General features: G+C 69.2%; 16 protein-coding genes and 1 tRNA gene. 8 read left to right on the top strand and 9 right to left on the bottom strand.

Annotation, left to right across the window (positions count from 1 at the left end; translation table 11 throughout):
* Window positions 1–44: 44 nt before the first annotated feature.
* The 6 genes from aceA to ACP7EY_RS10910 all read right to left on the bottom strand — a co-directional run bounded on the left by aceA (window position 45) and on the right by ACP7EY_RS10910 (window position 9,075).
* Window positions 45–1,343 carry an isocitrate lyase gene (aceA, locus tag ACP7EY_RS10935; RefSeq protein WP_426193357.1) on the bottom strand — a complete coding sequence of 433 codons (1,299 nt, stop codon included), beginning with the start codon at window positions 1,341–1,343 and terminating at the stop codon, window positions 45–47.
* 431 nt (window positions 1,344–1,774) lie between these two features.
* Window positions 1,775–4,390, bottom strand: coding sequence for an ATP-dependent chaperone ClpB (gene clpB / locus ACP7EY_RS10930; protein WP_426193355.1), 2,616 nt, complete (start codon window positions 4,388–4,390; stop codon window positions 1,775–1,777).
* An 84-nt stretch (window positions 4,391–4,474) separates the two neighbouring features.
* Entirely contained in the window at window positions 4,475–4,867 is a 393-nt protein-coding gene (gene crcB / locus ACP7EY_RS10925; RefSeq protein ID WP_426193427.1) for a fluoride efflux transporter CrcB, read from the bottom strand.
* Between the two features lie 8 nt (window positions 4,868–4,875).
* Window positions 4,876–5,349 carry a molybdenum cofactor biosynthesis protein MoaE gene (locus ACP7EY_RS10920; RefSeq protein WP_426193425.1) on the bottom strand — a complete coding sequence of 158 codons (474 nt, stop codon included), beginning with the start codon at window positions 5,347–5,349 and terminating at the stop codon, window positions 4,876–4,878.
* 53 nt (window positions 5,350–5,402) lie between these two features.
* Window positions 5,403–8,402 (bottom strand): DUF349 domain-containing protein, encoded by a 3,000-nt coding sequence (locus tag ACP7EY_RS10915; protein ID WP_426193353.1) that lies wholly within the window; start codon window positions 8,400–8,402, stop codon window positions 5,403–5,405.
* Between the two features lie 85 nt (window positions 8,403–8,487).
* A complete protein-coding gene (locus ACP7EY_RS10910; RefSeq protein ID WP_426193352.1) occupies window positions 8,488–9,075 on the bottom strand; it encodes a hemerythrin domain-containing protein in 588 nt (195 codons plus the stop codon).
* Between the two features lie 278 nt (window positions 9,076–9,353).
* Here ACP7EY_RS10910 and ACP7EY_RS10905 point away from each other — a divergent pair, with 278 nt between their 5' ends.
* The 8 genes from ACP7EY_RS10905 (at window position 9,354) to ACP7EY_RS10870 (ending at window position 19,712) form a co-directional block, all read left to right on the top strand.
* The gene (locus tag ACP7EY_RS10905) at window positions 9,354–10,598 is read left to right on the top strand and encodes an exonuclease SbcCD subunit D C-terminal domain-containing protein (protein WP_426193350.1); all 1,245 of its coding nucleotides are present in this window, start codon (window positions 9,354–9,356) and stop codon (window positions 10,596–10,598) included.
* Window positions 10,595–14,437, top strand: a complete 3,843-nt coding sequence (locus ACP7EY_RS10900) for an AAA family ATPase (protein WP_426193348.1) — start codon at window positions 10,595–10,597, stop codon at window positions 14,435–14,437. The genes ACP7EY_RS10905 and ACP7EY_RS10900 overlap by 4 nt, the downstream gene beginning before the upstream one ends.
* Before the next feature lie 41 nt (window positions 14,438–14,478).
* On the top strand, window positions 14,479–14,691 hold the full coding sequence (locus tag ACP7EY_RS10895; RefSeq protein WP_426193346.1) for a hypothetical protein: 213 nt from the start codon (window positions 14,479–14,481) through the stop codon (window positions 14,689–14,691).
* A gap of 44 nt (window positions 14,692–14,735) precedes the next feature.
* Complete coding sequence (locus tag ACP7EY_RS10890; protein ID WP_426193344.1) at window positions 14,736–15,905, top strand: methyltransferase; 1,170 nt, start codon at window positions 14,736–14,738, stop codon at window positions 15,903–15,905.
* Window positions 15,906–15,952: 47 nt separating this feature from the next.
* Window positions 15,953–16,029 (top strand) — tRNA-Met (locus ACP7EY_RS10885).
* Window positions 16,030–16,126: 97 nt separating this feature from the next.
* Window positions 16,127–16,375 (top strand): hypothetical protein, encoded by a 249-nt coding sequence (locus ACP7EY_RS10880; RefSeq protein WP_426193342.1) that lies wholly within the window; start codon window positions 16,127–16,129, stop codon window positions 16,373–16,375.
* A 102-nt stretch (window positions 16,376–16,477) separates the two neighbouring features.
* On the top strand, window positions 16,478–17,887 hold the full coding sequence (dbpA, locus tag ACP7EY_RS10875) for an ATP-dependent RNA helicase DbpA (protein WP_426193340.1): 1,410 nt from the start codon (window positions 16,478–16,480) through the stop codon (window positions 17,885–17,887).
* Window positions 17,888–18,098: 211 nt separating this feature from the next.
* On the top strand, window positions 18,099–19,712 hold the full coding sequence (locus tag ACP7EY_RS10870) for a serine/threonine protein kinase (RefSeq protein ID WP_426193338.1): 1,614 nt from the start codon (window positions 18,099–18,101) through the stop codon (window positions 19,710–19,712).
* Window positions 19,713–19,763: 51 nt separating this feature from the next.
* Here ACP7EY_RS10870 and ACP7EY_RS10865 read toward each other — a convergent pair whose 3' ends face one another.
* From ACP7EY_RS10865 to ACP7EY_RS10855, 3 genes are all read right to left on the bottom strand, one after another.
* Window positions 19,764–21,884, bottom strand: a complete 2,121-nt coding sequence (locus ACP7EY_RS10865) for a TonB-dependent receptor plug domain-containing protein (RefSeq protein ID WP_426193336.1) — start codon at window positions 21,882–21,884, stop codon at window positions 19,764–19,766.
* Window positions 21,885–21,956: 72 nt separating this feature from the next.
* Window positions 21,957–22,187: a M23 family metallopeptidase gene (locus ACP7EY_RS10860; protein ID WP_426193334.1), complete on the bottom strand. Its 231-nt coding sequence runs from the start codon at window positions 22,185–22,187 to the stop codon at window positions 21,957–21,959.
* Window positions 22,184–22,558 carry a BlaI/MecI/CopY family transcriptional regulator gene (locus tag ACP7EY_RS10855; protein ID WP_426193332.1) on the bottom strand — a complete coding sequence of 125 codons (375 nt, stop codon included), beginning with the start codon at window positions 22,556–22,558 and terminating at the stop codon, window positions 22,184–22,186. The genes ACP7EY_RS10860 and ACP7EY_RS10855 overlap by 4 nt, the downstream gene beginning before the upstream one ends.
* Window positions 22,559–22,640: the final 82 nt, after the last annotated feature.

Below are 22,640 nucleotides of genomic sequence, written 5' to 3'. Positions count from 1 at the left end.
CACCGTGTCAATACAGTCGCTGTGCTGCCTGTTTGTGTTGCCTGTTATGCGACTTTCTTCTCGTCGAAGAACTGCTCATCTTCCGTCGAACCGTGCAAGGCCGTCGTCGAGCTCTTGCCTTGCTGGATGGTCTGGGTGACGGCATCGAAATAACTGGTGCCCACTTCGCGCTGGTGCTTGACGGCCGTGAAGCCCTTGTCGGCGGCGGCGAATTCAGCTTCCTGCATTTCGACGAAGGCCGTCATGTTGCGGCGGGCGTAGCCGTGGGCCAGGTTGAACATCGAGTAATTCAGCGAGTGGAAGCCGGCCAGCGTGATGAACTGGAACTTGTAGCCCATGGCGCCCAGCTCGACCTGGAACTTGGCGATGGTGGCATCGTCGAGGTTTTTCTTCCAGTTGAACGAGGGCGAGCAGTTATAGGCCAGCATCTTGCCGGGGAACTTGGCGTGTACCGCGTCGGCGAAGGCCTTGGCGAACTCCAGGTCCGGCTTGCCCGTTTCGCACCACACCAGGTCGGCGTAGGGGCAATATGCGAGGGCGCGGGCGATCGATTGCTCGAGGCCGTTGCGGACGCGATAAAAACCCTCGACGGTGCGCTCGCCCGTGCAGAATTCCTGGTCGATGGGATCGACGTCCGAGGTCAACAGGTCGGCCGCTTCGGCATCGGTACGGGCGATCACCAGGGTGCTGGTGCCCATGACATCGGCGGCGAGGCGGGCGGCGGTCAGTTTTTCGATGAATTCGCGGGTCGGCACGAGCACCTTGCCGCCCATGTGGCCGCATTTTTTGACGGATGCGAGCTGGTCTTCGAAGTGGACCCCGGCGGCGCCCGCATCGATCATCGACTTCATCAGTTCGTAAGCGTTGAGCACGCCGCCGAAACCGGCTTCCGCGTCAGCGATGATGGGGGCGAAGAAGTCGATGTCGTCCTTGCCTTCGGACCACTGGATCTGGTCGGCGCGCTGAAAGGTGTTATTGATGCGCTTGACCACCATCGGCACCGAGTTGGCCGGGTAGAGCGACTGGTCGGGATACATTTCGCCGGCCAGGTTGGCGTCGCCGGCGACTTGCCAGCCCGACAGATAAATCGCTTTCAGGCCAGCCTTGACCTGTTGCATGGCCTGGTTGCCGGTGAGCGCGCCCAGGGTGGCGACAAACGGCTCGGTGGCCAGCAGGTCCCACATTTTCTCGGCGCCACGCTGGGCGATGGTGTGCTCGATCTTCAGCGAGCCGCGCAGGCGCACGACGTCTTCGGCCGTGTAGGAACGGGTGACGCCGTTCCAGCGTGGATTGTTGTCCCAGTCTTGTTGGAGGGCCGAAATTTGCTGTTCACGAGTTGCCATGGTGTTCTCCTGGAGAGTAAAAGTACCGTTGAATTGCTTGCTGCGATGTATCTATCATAGTCCCGTTTGGCGCAGTGCAGAACACTCTTATATAAGACATATAAGCAAAAATTTTTCGTTTAAATTCAATCGCTTGCCGTAATCATTTCGGGATGCGGGATGATTTTTCTTCCAGTGAGAAGATAATGGACAGAACTGGCCAGTCACGATTTCACGATGCGGAACGTTGTTATCGCCTGGTGAAACACGCGGGCCGGATCGCCTTGCAAGCCTACGGGGCATGCCGCCGCCATGCCTTGAGGAACTGCAATTGGCCGCTGCGCGCGCTTGCCCGGCCACGAAAAAAAGGCGCAAAAAAACCCGCGCGGCCTTGCGGCGGGCGGGTTGGTGGACAGTGCAGGCGGCAGGCTTGCCAGCACCGTCGCTTGTGTTTACTCTTTTTCCAGCACAGGCCTGGTTTCGACCGTCTCGAACACCAGCGCGCCATTGCTGACCCGCACGGGAATGATGTCCTTCGGTCCGAAGCGCCCAGACAGGATCAGCTTCGACAGGGGGTTTTCGATCTGCTGCTGGATCGCCCGTTTCAACGGCCGCGCGCCATACACGGGGTCGTAGCCGGCTTCGGCAATTTTTTGCAGCGCTTCGTCGGACACGTCGAGCCCCATGTCCATCTTGGCCAGGCGCGACTCGAGCTGGTGCAGCTGGATCTTGGCGATGGCGCCGATGTTCTTCTCGTCGAGCGCATGGAACACCACGATTTCATCGATGCGGTTGATGAACTCGGGACGGAAATGGCTGCGCACCTCGGCCATCACGGCCAGCTTCACCACGCCCGGGTCGTCGCTGTCCATCGACTGGATCTTGTGCGAGCCCAGGTTCGAGGTCATGACGATGACGGTGTTCTTGAAATCGACCGTGCGGCCCTGACCGTCCGTCATGCGGCCATCGTCGAGCACCTGCAGCAGCACATTGAACACGTCCGGGTGAGCTTTTTCGATTTCATCGAGCAAAATCACGCTGTAGGGGCGGCGCCGCACCGCTTCCGTCAGGTAGCCGCCCTCGTCGTAGCCCACATAGCCGGGCGGCGCGCCGATCAGGCGGGCCACCGAGTGCTTCTCCATGAATTCGCTCATGTCAATGCGGATCATCGACTCCTCGGTGTCGAACAGGAAGGTGGCGAGCGCCTTGCACAACTCCGTCTTGCCCACGCCCGTGGGGCCGAGGAACATGAAGGAGCCATACGGCCGGTTCGGGTCCGACAGTCCCGCGCGCGAGCGGCGGATCGCATCGGACACCGCGTGGATCGCCTCGTCCTGGCCGATCACCCGCTCGTGCAGCTTGTCCTCGATATGCAGCAGCTTGTCGCGCTCGCCCTGCATCATGCGCGAGACGGGAATGCCGGTGGCGCGCGAGACCACCTCGGCGATCTCCTCGGCGCCCACCTGCGTGCGCAGCAGCTTGGGCCGGGCTTCCTGCTGCTCGCGGCTGGCGACGAGTTCGGCCTGCTTGAGTTGCGCTTCCAGCTCCGGCAGCTTGCCGTACTGGAGTTCGGACATGCGCCCGTAGTCGCTGCGGCGCTTCGCTTCGTCCATCTGCAGGCGCACCGCTTCGATTTCTTCCTTGATGTGGGTGGTCCCCTGCACCATGGCTTTTTCGGCCTTGAGGATTTCCTCGAAGTCGTTGTATTCGCGCTCGAGGCGGGCGATTTCCTCGTCGATCAGGCCGAGCCGGCGCAGCGATGCTTCGTCCTTCTCCTTGCGCACTGCCTCCTTCTCGATTTTCAGCTGGATGATGCGGCGGTCGAGCCGGTCCATCACCTCCGGCTTGGAATCGATCTCGATCTTGATCTTCGAGGCCGCTTCATCGATCAGGTCGATCGCCTTGTCGGGCAGGAAGCGGTCGCTGATGTAGCGGTGCGACAGTTCGGCCGCGGCGATGATGGCCGCGTCGGTGATCTCGACCTTGTGATGAAGTTCATACTTGTCCTGCAAGCCGCGCAGGATAGCGATGGTGGCCTCCACGCTCGGTTCCTCGACCAGGATTTTCTGGAAGCGGCGCTCGAGCGCGGCGTCCTTTTCGATGTATTTACGGTATTCGTCGAGCGTGGTGGCGCCCACGCAATGGAGTTCGCCCCGGGCCAGCGCCGGCTTGAGCATATTGCCGGCGTCCATCGCCCCTTCGGCCTTGCCGGCGCCGACCATGGTGTGCAGTTCGTCGATGAAGACGATGGTCTGGCCCTCGTCCTGGGCCAGCTCCTTGAGCACCGACTTCAGGCGCTCTTCGAATTCGCCGCGGAACTTGGCGCCGGCCAGCAGGGCGGCCATGTCGAGCGAGAGCACGCGCTTGCCCTTGAGCGAGTCGGGCACTTCGTTGTTGACGATGCGCTGGGCCAGGCCCTCGACGATGGCGGTCTTGCCCACCCCCGGTTCGCCGATCAGCACGGGGTTGTTCTTGGTGCGCCGCTGCAGGATCTGGATGGTGCGGCGAATTTCATCGTCGCGACCGATGACGGGGTCGAGCTTGCCCTGGCGGGCCCGCTCGGTCAGGTCCATCGTGTATTTTTTGAGCGATTCGCGCTGACCCTCGGCGTCCTGCGAGCTGACGCCTTCGCCGCCGCGCACGGCATTGATGGCCGCCTCGGCCGCCTTGCGCGTCAGGCCCGCCTCGCGCGCCACCCGGCCCGCCTCGGACTTGTCCTCGGTCAGCGCCAGCAGGATCATTTCGCTCGAAACGAACTGGTCGCCGCGCTTTTGCGCTTCCTTGTCGGCCAGGTTGAGCATCGCCATCAGCTCGCGCCCCACCTGGGTTTCGCCGCCCGTGCCCGACACCTTGGGCAGGCGGTCGATGGCGCTGCGCAGGGAATTGCTCAGCGCGCCGATATTCACGCCGGCGCGCTGCAGCAGCGAACGGGTGCCGCCGTCGTCCTGGGCCAGCAGGGCCGTCAGCAAGTGCACCGGCTCGATGTACTGGTTGTCATTGCCGACCGCGACGCTCTGGGCGTCGGACAGGGCTTCCTGGAGCTTGGTGGTGAGTTTATCTTGGCGCATGGTGACTCCTGCTGGATGGGTGTTCGATACCCAGCAGATTAGGCCACGCTGCCGCTATTTCAAGCGGCCTTGCCAAATATACATTCAGCCCTGCCCGGCCAGCGCCCGCCAGGTGGCAAAGCCGGCCATGCAGCAGGCCAGCGCACCGAACAGGTGGGCGCCGCTGTGCAGCAGCGCCCAGCCGTAGTCGCCCCGCTGCAGCAGCAGCATCGATTCGCCCGAAAAGGTGGAAAACGTGGTCAGGCCGCCCAGAAAGCCGGTGACGGCGAGCAGGCGCCATTCAGGCGAGAGCTGGGGGTGGGCGCTAAAGAACGCCAGCGCCAGGCCGACCAGGTAGCCGCCCGCCAGGTTGGCGGCCAGGGTGCCCAGATTGAGGCGGCCGCCGGCGTTGGCGCTGGCGGCCGCCAGCCACAGGCCTAGGCCCCAGCGCAGCCAGGCGCCGCAGGCGGCGCCGGCGCCCACCGCCAGCCAGGCCAGCGGCGCGTTCAAAGCACGCCAGCGTCGGCCGCGCCCCACTTGGCCATCGCCGTGTCGTCGCTGCTGCGCGCGTCGACCCAGCGCGCGCCGTCCGGGGTCTGCTCTTTTTTCCAGAACGGCGCGTCCGTCTTGAGATAGTCGATGATGAATTCACAGGCGGCGAACGCCTCGCCCCGGTGCGCGGCGCTGACCGCCACCAGCACGATCTGCGCCGTCGGCGGCAAGGGCCCGACCCGGTGGATCACCACCGCGCCGGCCAGCGGCCAGCGCGCGCAGGCCTGCGCGACGATGCGCTCGAGCGCCGCTTCGGTCATGCCCGGATAGTGTTCGAGCGCCATCTCGGCCACATCGACGCCGTCGTTCAGGTCGCGCACGGCGCCGACGAAGCTGACCACCGCGCCCACCCGGGGATTGCCGGCGCGCAGGCGCGCCACTTCGGTGCTCAGGTCGAAGTCGTCCGTCTGCACCCGCACCACGCGCAGCGCCGGGGCGGCGGCGGCGGCGTCACCGGTGCCAGGCGCGGCCAGCGGCGCGCTCATCGCGCCGCCTTGTCGGTGCGCGTGACCACGCGGGCAAACAGCTGCTCGATCCGGCTGGCAGTGCGCTCGTCCGCCAGCGCCGGCATGGCCGCCAGTTGCTCGAACTGGGCCGACTGGCCCGCGCCCTTCTGCCCCGACTTGAGCGAGGACTGCAGCACCTCGACCTGCAGTTTCAGGCGCTCGCGGGCAAACTCGCTGCCGCTGTCGATGCCGGCGGCGATTTCCTGGCGCAGCACTTCCTGCAGCAGGATCGGGCGGTTCTGTTCGAGCTTGCGCACATAGGCGGCGCGATCGCCCGCCAGTGCCGCCAGCGCGGCCTGGAAGCGCGTGGCCAGCGCCTTGTCGAATTCGGGCGCCAGCGGCGGCAGCGCAGCCCAGCGCGCCTGCCAGGAGGCGCCGTCTTCCAGCGTGCCGTCGGCGCCGCCGAGGGCGACCTCGAGCTGCTGGCACAGGCGCAGCTTGTCGCGCAAGGCACTGGCCCGGGCGATGCTGGCGGCGCGCTTTTCATCGTCGATTTTCGCCTGCACGGCGCCCAGCGCCGCGTGATAGCGCTGCTCGATCTTCGCCTCGGCCGCGCGCGGCACCGCACCGATCGCCTGCCACTGGCTGGCCGCTTCCTGCAGCAGCTTGCGCGCGCCGGCGGCGTCGATGGTGGCGGCGGCGTCTTCCAGGCGCGCCGAAATGGCGTCCTTGGCCGCCTGGTGGGCACGCCGTTCGCCGTCGGCGGCGCTGGCGCTCTCCTTGCGTTTGGCGAACACGGCGTCGCAAGCGGTGCGGAAGCGGTGCCACAGGGCCTGTTCGGCCTTGCGTTCGAGCGGCAAGGCGCGCGCCAGTTCCTGCCAGCGCTCCTGGGCGGCGCGCAAGGCGTCGAGCGCACCCCGTTCGGCCGGGTCGAGACTGGCCACCTGCTCGATCAGCTCTTCGCGGTGTCCCACCTCCGTCTTGCGCTGCTGCTCGAGGGGACGCTGCATGATGTTCAGGGCGGCGGCGAACTGCTGGTCGAGCTGTTTTTTATCCTTGCGGTCGATCGCGCCCAGGTGGCTCCAGGCCAGCCGCAGCCGCTGCACGGTGGCGGCCATCTGCTTCCAGTCGATCGCTGCTGTGCTCGCCGCGTCGAGCGCGCTGGCCTCGATGTTGGCCGCCTGCGCGCTCGCTTCGTCGATCAGCGCCTGCGCCCTGGCGGCGTTGTTGTGGCGTTCCTCGGCGAGCTGCTTGAAATGGGCGGCGGCCGGTGCGTAGGCGCCGCTGCAGGCGGCATCGAAGCGCTCCCACAGGGACTTCGGCGCCGCGCCCGAGAGGGTGTCGAGGGCTTTCCAGCGCTCGCGCATGCTGCCCACTTTCTTGGCCAGTTCCGCCATCGGCAATGACTGCGTGCGCAGTTGCTCGACGGCCTTGATCAATTCCTCGCGCGAGACGTTGCCGCCCCAGCGCGCCCAGTCCGACAAGCGTTTGAGTTCGGCGCGGGCATGGGCCAGTCGTTCGGCCTGGGCGCCGTTCAGTTTGCCGCCCTTCATATCCTTGAGCGCCTTGTCGTATTCCGCGGCGCTGTGCAGCGAGCCCTGTTCGAGGGCCGACTCCATCGCCGCCAGGTGGTCGAGATAGAGGGGATCGGCGGCGCCGGCGGGACGGGGACCGCGCGCCGGCCGGGCGTGCTCGCCGGCGCCGAACGGGGTCGCCGGCGACGCCGCCGCACGGCCGCTGTGGCCGCCCTGGTGCTCGTGCTGGTGGCCGGCGTGGTCGGCCCGCGCCGCCGCAGCGCCCTTGCCCTTCGGCTGGGTCCGCGCCAGCGTCGCCAGCAGGGTCTCGAAACGCTCCTGCAAGGCATCGGCGGCGTCGCCGGCGGGCGCGGTCGGCAGGCGTTGCCATTCGCGCTTGAGCAGATCGACGCTCAGCGAATGGGCAGGCGCCGCTGGTGCCGTTTCAGGCTTGTCAGATGCGGCTGCAGCCGGTGCTTCTTCAGCCGGTGCTTGTTTAGCCGGCACTTCTTCAGCCTGTGCTGCCGTCGGTGCCGCGTCGAGCGGTGCTGCGTCAGCCGGTGCTGCTTCAGCCGGTGCTGCCGTCGGTGCCGCTTCAGCCGATGCTTCTTTAGCCGGCACTTCTTCAGCCTGTGCTGCCGTCGGTGCCGCATCAAGCGGTGCTGCGTCAGCCGGCGCTTCGCTTGCGCCCTGCCGCAGCGGCTGCACCGGCAGGCGCGCCGCCGCCAGCGTCGCCGCCCAGCCCTCGAGCGCAGCCGCGCGCGCGGCCAAGGCGCTGCGGCCCTGTTCCAGGCTCGCCAGTTGCGCCTGCACGCGGGCCAGCTCGACCGCTACTTCGGCAGTCAGCGCGCGCGGCAGCGAGGCGTGTTCGGGGCCGCCGAGGGCCGCTTGCTGATCGGCCGCCATGCGCGCCCATTCGGCGCCGATGGCGTCGCTACCGAAGGCGCCGCTGGTGAGCACCCGCAGGGCCGCCAGCCGGTCGATCATGGCGCGCTGCAGCGCCACCTGGCTGGCCAGGCGCGCACCGAGCCGCTCGCGCAAGGCGTCGAACGGGGCGCGCAATTCGGGCGCCGCGATCACCGCCCAGCGCCGGTCCAGGTCGGCGACCTGGTTGGGGGTGAGCTTGTCGTCGGCCAGCAGGCTGGCCGCCTGCTCCAGGCAGGCCTGGCCGCGCGCCAGTTCGGCGTCATGGTGGCGGATGGCGTCGAGGCGGCCCTGCACCAGCTTGGCGACGCGGCGGTCGGTATTGCGGATGGCGGCATGCACGCGCTCGAGCTGGGGACGGCTGCGCAGCAGTTCGGCGGCGGCCAGGCGCAGCTCGGAAAAATCGGATTGGACGATGAAGTCGGCGGCCAGCACTTCATCGGTACCCAGCGCGCGCAGCTGCTCGGCCTGGGCGGCGCGCTGCGCCGTGGTCGAAGCCGTTGCAGCAGCCGCAGCCGCCTTTTGTTCGGACAGGGCGTTTTCGGCAGGCGTCCCGGTGGACTTGTCGCCCGGGCGTTTGAAGAGGAATTTCAGCATGACGTCGGCTCGATCGCTCAAAACCGTCATGATAGCAAGAAGGCCGCCCTGTGGTGAATTCACACAGGGCGGCGGGCGCCCCGCCTTACACCGTCACGCTGGCCTGCTGCCCCGCCTTGACCGCGCGCGCAATGGCCGACGCCGCCGGCGCCGGGCGCATGGGCCGGTTCTCCTTGATGTAGGCTTCGTGCGCCAGCATGCGGTTGGCAATGGCGAACCAGGCTTCGCCCGAGACCACCGTGCGCGCCAGCGGAAACAGCGCCCGCTCCTCGCGCTCGAGGCGCTCGTGCAGATCGCGGCAGACACCGTCGACCTCGCCGCAAAACGTCGCCACGGCGTCCGCACCGTCGAGCGCCCGGCCCGCATAGGCGGCCTCGATTTCGGCCAGCTGGCGCTCGGCGCCCTGGTGGAGCTGTTTTAATTCCTGCAACAGATCATCGGCGGCATCGGTGGCGTCGTAGATGACCGGAAATAAATGCTGGTCCACCTTGGACCAGTGCGGTGCCTGCACGGCGCGCGCCAATGTTTCGCATGCGAAATCAATCCGTCCTTCGGTGAGGCTGTACTGCTCGGAAAAATGCGTGTGCAACACCTTCTGCAGGGACTGCAGGCTGGCGCGCAGACTGGCTAGTTCGACCGATAATGCCACGAGCGTGTACGTTGCAGTGAGCATGAATTCTCCAGTGATGGCGCGAGCGGCCAATTGCCTGGCACAAACGCAGCCGTGGCCAGCTGTGGCCAGGTCAAAAATGTGAATGGGGAACGGGCCGTTTGGTATGGTTTTGTCTTGAGCCCGAGGAAACAGTGTAAATATGCTTCGCACTACCGGGTTTGATCTAACGCAAACTTGCCGGGCTTGCATAAGGCGAAAATATTGCTTAGGAAGATAGAAAGCGCAGCCCGCGCGCCCTGCGTTATAGTTAACCATCGTCCCGCTTCCCGCCTCCCCCCATGCGTCTGCTGCACACTTCCGACTGGCATCTGGGCCAGACCCTGCATGGTTACGACCGTAGTTACGAGCATCAACAGTTCCTCGACTGGCTGCTCGATACCCTGGTGGCCGAGCAGGTCGATGCGCTGTTGATTGCAGGCGATATTTTCGATACGGCCAACCCGTCGTCGGCGGCCCAGAAGCAGCTCTACCGTTTCCTGCAACAGGCCCGCCGGCGCGTCCCTGCGCTCGATATCGTCGTTATTGCAGGAAATCATGATTCACCGGGCCGGCTGGAAGCGCCCGGCCCCCTGCTGGAAGACCATGGCACCACCGTCATCGGCCACGTGCTGCGCGGCGCCGACGGCGCCATCGATGTGGAACGCATGGTGGTGCCGCTGCACGACCGTGCCGGCGCGGTGGCCGCGTGGTGCCTGGCCATTCCGTTCCTGCGCCCGGGCGACGTGCCGCGCGGCACCGACAGCGCGGCCGATCCCTACCTCGACGGCATCGCCCTGCTGTACCGGCAGGCGTATGCGCTGGCCGCGGCGCGGCGCGCTCCCGGCCAGAGCATCGTCGCCATGGGCCACTGTCACATGGTCGACGGCCAGGCCTCGCTCGAGTCCGAGCGGCGCATCGTCATCGGCGGCGCCGAAGCACTGCCGGCGGCCGTGTTCGACGCCGCGATCGCCTACGCCGCGCTGGGCCACCTGCACCTGGCCCAGCGGGTCGGCCACAGCGACGCGCGCCGCTACAGCGGCAGCCCGCTGCCGCTGTCGTTTGCCGAAGTGGGCTACCGCCACCAGGTGCTGCGGGTCGACCTGGCCGACGGCGCCGCCGTCGTCGAGCCCATCAGCGTGCCGCGCGCGGTCGAGCTGATGCGCTTGCCCGCCACCCCGCAGCCGCTCGAGGCCGTACTGCTGGCGCTGGCAGCGCTCGACCTGCCCGCACTGCCGCTCCAGCGCCAGCCGTTTCTGGAAGTGCGGGTGCTGCTCGACGCCCCCGAACCGGGCCTGCGCGCGCGCATCGAGAACGCGCTGGCCGGCAAACCGGTACGGCTGGCGAAAATCGAGCCGACCCGCAAGCATGTGGCCGGCAGCGGCGACGACGGCGCCGCCGCGCTGTCGCTCGATCAGCTGGCCCAATTGCAGCCGGACGACATTTTCCGCCGCCTCTACGAGCAGCGCTACGGCGACCCGGCGCCAGCCGACCAGCTCAGCGCCTTCGCCGAACTGATGCTGCCCGGCGCGGGAGAAGCGCCATGAAGATCCTGAAAATCGGCGGCGCCAACCTGGCCTCGCTGGCCGAGCCGTTCTGCGTCGACTTCGAAGCGGCCCCGCTGGCCACCAGCGGCCTGTTCGCCATCAGCGGCCCCACCGGCGCCGGCAAATCGACCCTGCTCGACGCCCTCTGCCTGGCCCTGTACGGCGCCACCCCGCGCCTGAAAACCTCGCGCAGCGGCGCGCTGGTGCCCGATGTGGGCAGCGACACCGTCTCCAGCCAGGACCCGCGCAGCCTGCTGCGGCGCGGCGCCGGCGACGGCTACGCCGAAGTCGATTTCGTCGGCAACGACGGCCTGCGCTACCGCGCCCGCTGGAGCGTGCGGCGGGCCCGCGCACGCGCCGCCGGCGCGCTGCAGCCGGCCGTCATGACGCTGCACCGGCTGCCCGAGCTGATCGCCATCGGCGCCACCCGCACCGAAGTGGCAGCCGAAATCGGCCTGCGCATCGGCCTCTCGTTCGAACAATTCACGCGCGCCGTGCTGCTGGCGCAAAACGAGTTTTCGGCCTTCCTGAAAACCGATGAAAACGAACGGGGCGAGCTGCTCGAAACGCTCACCGGCAGCGTCATCTACAGCACCATTTCACGGCGCGCCTTCGAGCGCTATCGCACGGAACAGGACGCCTTGCGCGCCCTGACGGCGCGGCTGGCCGACCAGGCGCCGCTGACGGCCGAAGCGCGCGCCGCGCTCGACGCCGACAGCGGCGCCGCCAGCGCCGCGCTGGCCGTGCTCGAACTGCGCCAGCACGATCTGGACCAGCTGGCCCGCTGGCAGCAGGCGGCGCTGGCGCTGCAGCAGGGGGAACTTGCGGCCGAACAGGCGCTGGCCCAGGCCGGCGCCGACCTCGACGCGGCCACCCCGCGGCGGCGCCATCTGGCCCTGCTCGACGCGGTCGATGGCGCCCGTCCCCTGCTGGCCGAGGCCGCGCGCCTGCGCCTGCAGCAGGGACAGGCGCACGCGGCGCTGGCTGCGGCCGAGGCCGAACTGACGCGCGCCGCCGACGCCGAGCAGCAGGCCAGCCTGACCCACGACGGCGCCGCCGGCGCGCTGACGCACGCCGAACAGGCCCTGCTCGAGGCCGCTCCCGCGCTCGACCAGGCCAAGGCGCTCGACGCCGCCCTGGCCGTGCTCATGCCGACCCACGCGCAGGCCGCGGCGGCGCGGGCGGCCAGCGCGGCTGATGCCGCCACGGCGGCGGCGGCGGCCGGGCAACTGGCCACCGAGCTGGCCACGCTGCGCCAGCACCAGGCCGACAGCGCCGCCTGGCTGCTGGCGCACCAGGCCTTGAAAGCGCTGGCGCAGCAATGGCCCCGCTGGGACAAATTGATGCAGGACGCCGAGCAGGCACAGGCCCGCCTGGTGGCGCTCGATCGCCAGCGCGCCGGCGCCGAGCAGGCGGCGGCGCAGGCGGCCGAAGCGGCGGCGGCAGCCAGCGGCGCTGCCGCTGCGGCCGCACTGGCGCTGCAGGGCGCCGAGCAGGCGCGCCAGCAGGCCACGGCGGCACTGGCGCGCCTCGACCTGGCCGCGCTGGGCGCGCGCCGCGCACAACTGGGCGACCAGCGCGACCAACTGGGCGCCGCGCGCGCCACCTGGCTCGAGCTGGCCGACCTGGGCCGGCGCCAGCACGCCGCCAGCACCCGCCTGGCCCGCGCCGCCGGCGAGGCCGAACAGGCCGCCACCGCGCTGGCGCAGGCGGACGGCGCGGCGGCACCCCTGGCCGCCGCCGCCGAACAGGCCGAGGCGTCCCTGCGCGCGGCCGAACTGGCCTGCGCCGACAACGTGACGGACCTGCGCGCCCGCCTGGTCGAGCACGCGCCCTGCCCCGTCTGCGGCAGCGCCGACCACCCCTACCGCGACGCCAGCCCCGCCCTGCACGCCGTGCTCGAGCAACTACGCCTGCAAGTGGGGGCCTGCCGCGCCGCGCTGGCGGCCAACGTGGCGCGCCAGGCCAGCGAAAGTGCGCGCCTGTCAGCAAGCCGCAGCCAGGCGGCGGCGCACGCCGAGGAAGCCGACGCTCTGGTGGAGAATGTGGCGCGCCTGCGCGCCGCGTGGCAGGCGCACCCGCTGGCGACGCAATTGCCGGCGGCGCAGCACGATGGCGCGCATGACGGCGAGAGCGACGCCGCCACCGCCTGGTTCGACCAGCGCCTGGCGACACTGGCGGCGCAACTGGCCGGGATCGAGCAGGCCGAGCAGGCCGCGCGCGCCGCCCACGGCGCACGCGACGTCGCCCAGCAGGCATTCGACCGGGCCAGCCTTGCCCATGCCGACAGCCTGGCGCTGGCGGCAACCACGCGGCTGGCAGCGAGCGCCGCCCAGGCTGGCCTGGCCGGCGTGGGCGACCAGGCCAGCGGCGCCGCCGAAGCACTGGTGGCGCTGCTCGACGACCTCGAAGGCGCGTTCGACCACGCCGACGGCAATGACCATGACATTCACAATGACCATCCGCGCGCCGACGGCTTCGACTTTGGCTTTGCCGCTGCCGGCGGCTGGCGCGCCGCCTGGCAGGCCGACCCGGCGCGTTTTCGCGCCCGCCGGCGCGCCGAGGCCGAGCAATTTAATGGCCAGTCGGCCAGCCTGCCGGCGCAGCAGGCAGCGCTGGCCAGGCTGACGGCGCAACAGCAGGCCGCGCTGGCCCAGGCAACCCAGGCGGCGACGCTGGCGGCCCAGGCGCACACCGAGTATGCCCGGCTTGACGACGACGTCGCCGCGCGCCGCCGCCAGCGCGCCGCCCTGTGGGACGGCGCCGCCGTGGCGACGGTGGAAGCACGTCTGCGCCAGGCGGTCGATGGCGCCCGCGCCGCGCTCACCGCGAGCCAGGCCCGGCTGGAAGGGGCACGCCTGGCCGCCGCCCGCGCGCGCGCCACGCGCGCCCACGGCGCCGCGCACGGCGTCGCCATCGGCGTCGAAGCGGGCGCCGCCGACGGCGCGGTGGCGGCCTGGCTGGACAGCTTCGCCCGGCGCCACCCGCTGCTGGCGGCGCCCGCCAGCGTCGACGCACTGGCCGCCTTGCTGGCGGTGCCCGCCGCCAGCCGCCACGCCGAGCAAGCGGCGCTGGCCGCACTCGACAGCGCCGGCGCGGCCGCGCAAACGGTGCTGAGCGAACGGCGCCAGCGCCGCGCCAGCCACCGGGAACAGGCGCCGGCGGGCAATCTGGACAGCCTGGCCGACGACCTGGCGGCGCTGGCGGCACAGCGCAAGAGCGCCAGTGACGCGGTCGGCGCCCTGCGCGTGGCGGTGGCCCAGGATGAACAACGGCGCCGCGACGCCCGGGCAGCGCTGGCCGCCATCGACAGGGCACAACTGGTCGAGCGGCGCTGGGGCAAATTGTCCGAGCTGATCGGCTCGGCCGACGGCAAGAAATTCCGCAACTACGCCCAGCAGTTCACCCTCGACGTCCTGCTCGGCTACGCCAATGCCCACTTGCGCCAGCTGGCCCGGCGCTACAGCCTTGAACGGGTCGGCGCCGGCGCCGGACCGTCGCTGGGACTGATGGTGCGCGACCAGGACATGGGCGGCGAAGTCCGCGGCGTCAATTCGCTGTCGGGCGGCGAATCGTTCCTGGTCTCGCTGGCGCTGGCGCTGGGGCTGGCGTCGCTGTCGTCGAACCGGGTGAAAGTCGAGTCGCTGTTCATCGACGAAGGCTTCGGCAGTCTCGACAGCGAAACGCTGCGGGTGGCGATGGACGCGCTCGACGGCCTGCAGGCGCTGGGGCGCAAAGTCGGCGTCATCTCGCACGTGCAGGAAATGACCGAGCGCATCGCCACCCGCATCGTGGTGCAGCCCGCGGGCGGCGGCAGCAGCAGCGTGACGGTCGAGTAGGCCGGCTGCTAGAATACTGCCCCACCCAAGGAAACTTCGCCATGCTCAAACCTGTCCGTACCCTCACCTTCAAGTGCGCCAAATGCGCCAAGGCCGTCAAGGTCAACCTGCAAAAAGTGTCGGCCTGCTCGCACATCCAGCCCTACATGGGCGTGTGCGGCTGCGGCGAAGTGCGCCTGCACGCGACCGGCAACCAGGCCGCCGTCGCCTCGTTCCTGGCCTCGAACGGCCTGGACTGGTCGCACCGCCATTGACAGCGCCTTTATAATGGCCGATTGCTCTTAACCGATTGCCCGCCATGACGCTCGCCACACCGACTGACACCGCCACCCGCATCCACTGGCGCGAGGGCGACATCGAGCACTCGGCGCTGTGGCGCTCGCAAAGCGGCATGGCCGCGCCCAAGCGCGTCGTCGTCGCCAACGACCAGACCCCCGCCGACACCGCCTACCGGCTCGCCTGCGAGGGCACCGCCCTGCTGTGGCGGGGCGACTTTCAAAATGCGCGCCAGTTGCTGCAGGCGCTGGCGCGGCGCGCCGACGCGCCGCCCAAGGGCAAGCGCGCCAGGGCGCCGAAACTGCCCGCCTCGCCCGCCGAGGCGTTTCACCTGCACCGCCAGGCCCAGTCGCAACGCGCGCGCACGCTGGCCATGCTGCTCATCCCCTTCGAAGCCGATTACAGCATCGCCCTGCGCCGCGCGCCCGAGGTGGCGCTGGCCTGCAACGAAGCCTACGGCCGCGCCGACGAGCCCTTCGTCGCCTCGCTGCGCGAACTGCTGGGCGTGATCGGCGCCCACGAGTGGAGGAAGAACGGCGTCGACGTGCCCGCGCTGGGTGCCGGCGCCCGCATCCACCCATGGTACGGCGTGTTCTCTCCCATCCGCGGCGAATACCTGCAACTGGTCGACCAGGCGCCCCTGCCCGCCGGCGCCGCGCGCGCCTTCGACATCGGCACCGGCAGCGGCGTGCTGGCGGCGATTTTGGCGCGGCGCGGCCTGCCCCAGGTCGTCGCCACCGACATGGACCCGCGCGCCCTGTCGTGCGCCCGCGAAAACCTGCAACGCCTGCAGCTCGAGCGCCAGGTCGAGGTGGTGCAGGCCGACCTGTTCCCGCCCGGCCTGGCCGACCTTGTCGTGTGCAATCCGCCGTGGCTGCCGGGCCGTCCCAGCTCGGCCATCGAGCACGCCATCTACGATCCGGACAGCCGCATGCTCAAGGGCTTCCTGCTCGGCGTGGGCGCGCACCTGGCGGCGGGCGGCGAAGCCTGGCTGATCCTGTCGGACCTGGCCGAACACCTGGGCCTGCGCACGCGCGAGCAGTTGCTTGGCTGGTGCGCCGACGGCGGCCTGGCGCTGATCGAGCGGCACGACACGCGCCCCGTGCACCCCCGTGCCAGCGACGCCAGCGACCCGCTGCACGCGGCACGCAGCGCCGAAATCACCTCGCTGTGGCGACTGCGCGCACGATAAGAAAACCAGCCATTGCGCGAGTGCCACCATCTCTGTATAATCTGTCCTGCGGGGTGGAGCAGTCTGGCAGCTCGTCGGGCTCATAACCCGAAGGTCACAGGTTCAAATCCTGTCCCCGCAACCAAACATTGTTTAACCGAAGCCCGACTCTTGCAGCCGGGCTTTTGTTTTCTGCGGCCGGAAACGCATGGGCCGCACAAAACCCGCAGCAGCGAAGCACCATGAGAGACAAAAAAGACAACGCGACGCTGGACCTGGTTGGCTTTGACCACGACTCCCTGCCCGCCATCGCCCTGCCGGAGGCCGGCGCGCCGGTCGCCGCAAGCCCCCGGCGCAGTATCCGCCCGCGCACCTGCGCCCCCCAGCAGCAGCTTGAACTGCTCGACGCCACCGATGCCTCCGGCCTGCCCGAGTGGCAGCGCGACGAAGGCCTCGACGTCACCGGCCTGCCCGTCTGGGCTGCCGCCTGATAGACTGAGACTGCGCCTGCATCCTGCAAGGGGTGCCGGCGTGGCCGCGCGCCGGCGCGCTGCCAGCTATTCCCTATTGACCCATTTTCGTATCGGCCCATCATGACCCAGACCGCCTTTTCCTCGCTGCCGCTGGCGCCCTCCATGCTGGCCAATCTGACCACCCTCGGCTACCTCGAAATGACGGCAATCCAGGCGGCCAGCCTGCCCGCGGTGCTCGACGGGCGCGACCTGATCGCCCAGGCGAAAACCGGCAGCGGCAAGACCGCCGCCTTCGGCATCGGCATCCTGCACAAGCTCAATCCGGCCTGGTTCGCCGTCCAGGGCCTGGTAATGTGCCCCACGCGCGAACTGGCCGACCAGGTGGCCGGTGAACTGCGCCGGCTCGCGCGCGGCGAAGCGAACGTCAAGATCCTCACCCTCACCGGCGGCACCGCCATGCGCCCGCAAATCGCCTCGCTCGAACACGGCGCCCACATCGTGGTGGGCACGCCCGGCCGCATCCGCGATCACCTGGGGCGCGGCACCATCAACCTGGCCCACGTGCAGACGCTGGTGCTCGATGAAGCCGACCGCATGACCGACATGGGCTTTTATGACGAAATCGCCGGCATCGTCAGCGCCTGCCCGGCGCGCCGCCAGACCTTGCTGTTTTCGGCCACCTACCCGGACGACATCCGCTTCGCCACCGAAAAATTCCTGCGCGATCCCCTCGAAGTATCGGTCGAGGCGCGCCACGACGCCGGCCAGATCGAGCAGCGCTTCTATGAAGTGGGTTTCGACCAGCGCGACGCCGCGGTGGGCAAACTGCTCAAGCACTTCAAGCCGGAATCGACACTGGCGTTTTGCAACACCAAGGTCCATTGCCGCGAACTGGCGGCCGAACTGCGCAGCCAGGGCTTCACCGCGCTGGCCCTGTACGGCGAACTCGAACAGCGCGAGCGCGACGAAATCCTGATCCTGTTCGCCAACCGCAGCTGCTCCGTGCTGGTGGCCACCGACGTCGCCGCGCGCGGCCTCGACATCGCCAACCTGGGCGCCGTCATCAACGTCGACGTCTCCAAGGACACCGAGGTGCACATCCACCGGATCGGCCGCACCGGCCGTGCCGGCGAATCGGGACTGGCGCTGTCGCTGTGCGCGCCCAACGAGAAAAAATGGGTGCGCCTGATCGAGGCCTACCAGGGCGCCGACGCCGACTGGCACGACCTGGCCGAACTCGACGCCGACAGCGGCGAGGCGGCGCCGGCGCCGATGGTCACCCTGGTCATCATGGGGGGCAAGAAGGACAAGCTGCGCCCGGGCGACCTGCTCGGCGCGCTCACGGGCGACGCCGGCCTGACCCGCGAACAGGTGGGCAAGATCAACGTCACCGAATTCCAGACATACGTCGCGCTCGAGCGCAATATCGCCGACGACGCCTTCGACCGCCTGAACGCCGGCAACAAGCTGGGACCTGACTTCGGCAACATCAAGGGACGCAGTTTCAAGATGCGCTTCATTGACGCCTGAGCCAGCATGTCTGATCGCTAAAAAGCATAAAAATGTTTCGTGCAGGGGGTGCGCGCCCCCCCGTCTTCTGGCATTATTGCTGTAGATAAATACAAGACAGTTTGCTGTCTGTTTACACAATGATCAGCCCCGAAGTATCTGGCGCCCCCGATTTTTTCGCCTTGCCAGTCAGTGCGGCCGCCGCGCTCATGCCGCCGGCGTGGGCAGCGCCATGAGCGAAGGCGTGCCGGCGCCGGCAACGCCGGAGGGCATGGAAAACTGCCTGCCGCCGGGCACCCGGCTGGCCGACTACGAGATCGTCAGGGTACTGGGAGAAGGCGGCTTCGGCATCGTTTACCTGGCGTTCGACCACTCGCTGCACCGCAACGTGGCGATCAAGGAATACATGCCCTCGGCGCTGGCCGTGCGCGGCAACGACCAGGGCGTCTCGCTGCGCGCCGAACGTCACCAGGAGACGTTCCGGATCGGTCTGAAAAGCTTTATCAGCGAAGCGCGCTTCCTCGCCAGTTTCGACCATCCGGCGCTGGTCAAGGTGCACCGCTACTGGGAGCAGAACCGCACCGCCTACACCGCCATGCAGTACTACGACGGCCGCACCGTCAAGCAACTCGTGGCGCACGAGCCGGAGCTGGTCGACCAGGCCTGGTGCCTGCGCCTGCTGGGCGACATCCTGCAGGCGCTCGAGATGCTCTACACGATGCGCATCGTGCACCGTGACGTTTCGCCCGACAACATCATCATCCAGCCGGGCGGCGACGCGGTGCTGCTCGATTTCGGCTCGGCGCGCCAGGTGATCGGCGACATGACCAAGGGCCTCACCGTCATTCTCAAGCCCGGCTATGCGCCGGTCGAGCAATATGCGGGCGACGCCGCGCTCGAACAGGGCGCCTATACCGATATTTATGCGCTGGCGGCGGTGATCCATTTCGCCATCACCGGCAAGGCCCCGGCCAGCTCGATCGCCCGCATGATCCAGGATCCGCTGGTGCCCCTGCGCGCGCAGGCGCCGCCCGGCTACAGCGGCGAGTTCCTGTCCGCCATCGACACCGGCATGGCGGTGCTGGCGCACGACCGCCCGCAGACGCTCGACGCCTTCCGCGCCCTGCTCGGCATCGCCGTCGGCGCGCCCTTGCAGGGCAACGCGTGGACGGAACCGGTGCGCGCGCCGGCCGCCGCCAGCGCCGCCTCCGCGCTGGCGTCGAACTGGCCGGTCGAAGGCGTCACCATCCGCATGCCCGTCAGCGGGGTGGCCGAGGTGGCCGAGGTGGTGCCAGCCGCCGCCCCGCCAAGCGCGGCCCGCCGCCTCGGTCTGCTGGCGGCCGCCGTGCTGATCGTGCTCGCTGGCGGCTACCTGCTGGCGGCGCTGCTGCGCGACGGCGGCGAAGACACCATCATGCTGGCCCATCCCCAGCCGCAGCCGCGCGCGGTGGCGCCGGCCGCCCGGCCGGCGCTGGCGCCGCCCCTCGACATGGCCGCCGTCAGCGCGCCCGCGCCCGCCGCCGACACGATGGCCGAGCCCTTGCCCGCGACCGCGCCGGCCGCCGACGCCGCCGCTGACGGCGCCCAGGCCGACATGGTGCACACGCAGGCCCTCGAATCGTCGACCGTGACGCTGGCCGTCAAGCCCTGGGGCACGGTGTTCGTCGACGGCCGCAGACAGGGCGACAGCCCGCCCCTGAAGCGCCTGACGCTGCCGCTGGGGACGCACCAGGTGCGCATCGTCAACCCCGGCTTCGCCGACCATGCGATCACCATCGATGTCGGTAAAAGCCAGGGCAAGGTCATCGCCCATGAATTCAGGGCAGCGCCCAGCATCGACCCATGAAGCACCGCCCGGCCTGCGCGCCGGCGCTTTGAGCAGGCGCCGCGGTGCGACTCACAGGCGGCGCTCGTACACCAGCCTGAACGTGGCCCAGGTGGGCGTGGCGGTGACGGTGCGCAAGCCGGCCGCGCCAGCACTGTAGCGCGCCGCGCTGTCGTGGCGCTGCGCCAGCAGGTTCGCCCCTGACAGCCGCCAGCTGCTGCGCGCATCGAGCTGCCAGAGGCCGACCAGGCCCAGTTCGCGCACGCTGGTGTTGTCCACCAGGACGCGCTCGGACAGGCGCGAGCGAGTGCCGCCCTGGATGGTCAGGCTGGCGCTGACGGTCAGCGGCACGCTGGCAAAGCGGCGGTCTAGGCCGAAGCCGGCGCTGAACGGCGCCTGGTTCGGCAGATGGTTGCCGGGTGCCGGCAAACTGTCGATGCGCGACCAGTTCAGTGCCCCGTTGGCGCGCAGCGCGAAGCCGCCCAGCGTGGCCTTGCCTTCCAGTTCCAGCCCCCGCGCCAGTGCGCGGCCGGCGTTCGACGGCGTCGATATCCAGCGCACGCCACGCTGCTCGACGCGGCTGATCGTCACGTCGTCGATGCGGCGCGCGTAGCCGCTGGCGCTGAGCATGGCGCTGCTGCTGAAGTAGTGTTCATACGCCAGGTCCAGGCCCCAGGCGCGCTCCGGCAGCAGGGCCCCGTTGCCCTGTTCGTCGGGCGCCAGCGGCGAGTTGCCGTTGTCGACCGTGTAGCGCCGCATCGACAGGTTCGCCAGGGTCGGCAGCTTGAAGGTGCGCGTCAGCCCCAGCCGCAACTGGCCCTGCTTCGAGGTTTTCAGGCGCGCCTGCAGCAGCGGGCCGCCCGCGTAAAAGCGCGGGCTGACGGGGTCCTGCAGCGTGCCGCCGCTGGCAATGTCGACGACCTCGTAGCGCGTGCCCGCCGACAGCGCCACGGCGTCACTGAGCGTCCAGTCATCCTGCACATACACGGCCAGCCGCGCCAGATGCGCCGTCGAGGTTTCCAGCGCGCTGTCGGCGCCGACCGTGCTGTCGGTTTCGCGGCGCGTCTCGGTGCGCTCGCCGCGCCCGCCGTCCCAGCCGGCCACGATCAGGTGGCCGGCCTGCTGCGGCGCGGTGAACTTGCCGGAGAGGCTCCAGCTCTGTTCGCGCGCGCTGGCATCGACGACGCGCACCACGCTGGCGGCGGCGGGCGCCCCGTCGCCCTCAAAATCGTTGCTGGCGCGGCGCTGGAAATGCTGGAGCGCCAGTTGCACTTCGAGGCGCCCGCCCTGCTCCGTCTGGCGCAACCATTGCAGGTCGCTGCGCACGGTGGTGGCACGGGCGCGATGGCGCGTGGCGCTGTCGGGAAAGGCGGTCGGATCGCCCAGCGTGGTGCGCTCGCTGGCCTGATTGTCCACGCCGAGGGCCAGCACGCGCACGAAGCTCTGCGCGGTGATGCTGTCGCCATTGGCCAGCGTCCACGCCAGGCGCGGCGTCAGGTTGACGGTGGAGCGGTGTTCGCTCTTGTGCTCGCGGCCCTCGCGGCGCAGATTGGGCGCGCCGGCGTCGTCGACACCGCTGTCGATATCCGACGAGGCGACGCGGCTGCGGGCATCGACCGCCACCACGCCCAGCGCCACGCTGGCGCGCTCGAACTTGCCGCTGTACTGGCCGCTCAGCTCCGGCGTCCACTGCGCATGGCTGTACGCCAGCGCCGCCTTGAACTCGCGCTCAGGCCGCGCGCCGGCCTTGCGCAGGACGATATTGATGGTGCCGGCGATGGCCTGGGCACCCGTGTCGGCCGTGGCGACCCGCATCACCTCAACCCGTTCGATCTGCTCCGGCGCGATGCTGTCGATGGAAAAACCGCTGGGCACCGGCTGGCCATTGAGCAGCAATCGCGTGTAGCCGGCGCCCAGCCCGCGCATGCGCAGTTCGCCACCGCGTCCCGGCACGCCGCTGACGGTGATGCCCGGTACCCGCTTGAGGGCGTCGCCCACGCTCTGGTCGCCGAAGCGCAGCAACTCCTCGCGCCCGACCACGGTCATGGCCGCCGTGTCGAGCTGGCGGGCGCGGTCGCGGGTGGCGACGATGTCGACGCTGGCGGTGGCGGGCAGCGGCGCGGCCTGCCCGGCTTGCTGCGCCAGGGTGCAACCGGAATACAACATCAAGGGAAGGCAAATGGTCAGGCGCATGGTTAATCTATTCAGACGTGGAAGGGCCGGCCGCAGCGGGGGCGCGGCCGCAGGTTTGTTAAAAGGTGTAAATCAGCGGCGCTCGGCGACGGCAAACACCTCCAGCACGCGCGCCGGATCGACCGGCTGGCCGTCCTCGCGCACTTCGAAGTGCAGGTGCGGGCCACTGACCTTGCCGGTGGCGCCCGACCAGGCGATCAGCTGGCCCGCCCGCCGACCGCAGGTGGCGCCGAAGGCCAGCGCGACCACGCAGCCGGCGCTGGCCTGGGCAAAGCGCAGGGCGAACAGATCGAGCGCGCTCATGGGGCGTCCTGCGCCGCGGCGCCGTCGTTCCAGTCGTGCAGCAACTGGTCGAGCTGCGCCAGTTCGGCGGCATCGACCAGGCGGCTGCCGGTGAACATGGTGGCCGGCAGGGGCCCGTCGAGCTCCATCACGCGGCTGCAAAAATCACGCGCGAACGCGGCCAGCGTGGCCACCTTGTCCAGGCGCGCGGCATACACCTGCACGCCGTGGCAGATCTGCTGCGCCACCATTTGCCTGGCGTGCATGCGCTCGAGCGTCTTGCGGGTCGAGGAAAACGACCAGTCCAGCTCCGCGCGCGTGGCGTCATGAATTTCGCGCGCGCTTTGCGGCTGGCTTATCCACAGCGCCTTCAACAAGCTCAGTTCAGACATCGACGGCATCATGCGGCACTCTCAATGTGACAATGGGAGCGAGTATGCGACATCCGTCACAATCCTGTCAACGCGATTTGCG

The organism is Massilia sp. DWR3-1-1, from assembly GCF_049898325.1.
Taxonomy (GTDB): Bacteria; Pseudomonadota; Gammaproteobacteria; order Burkholderiales; family Burkholderiaceae_D; genus JAFCUW01.
The sequence above is the reverse complement of the archived record's forward strand: the minus strand, read 5'-3'. Positions and strand labels throughout refer to the sequence as shown.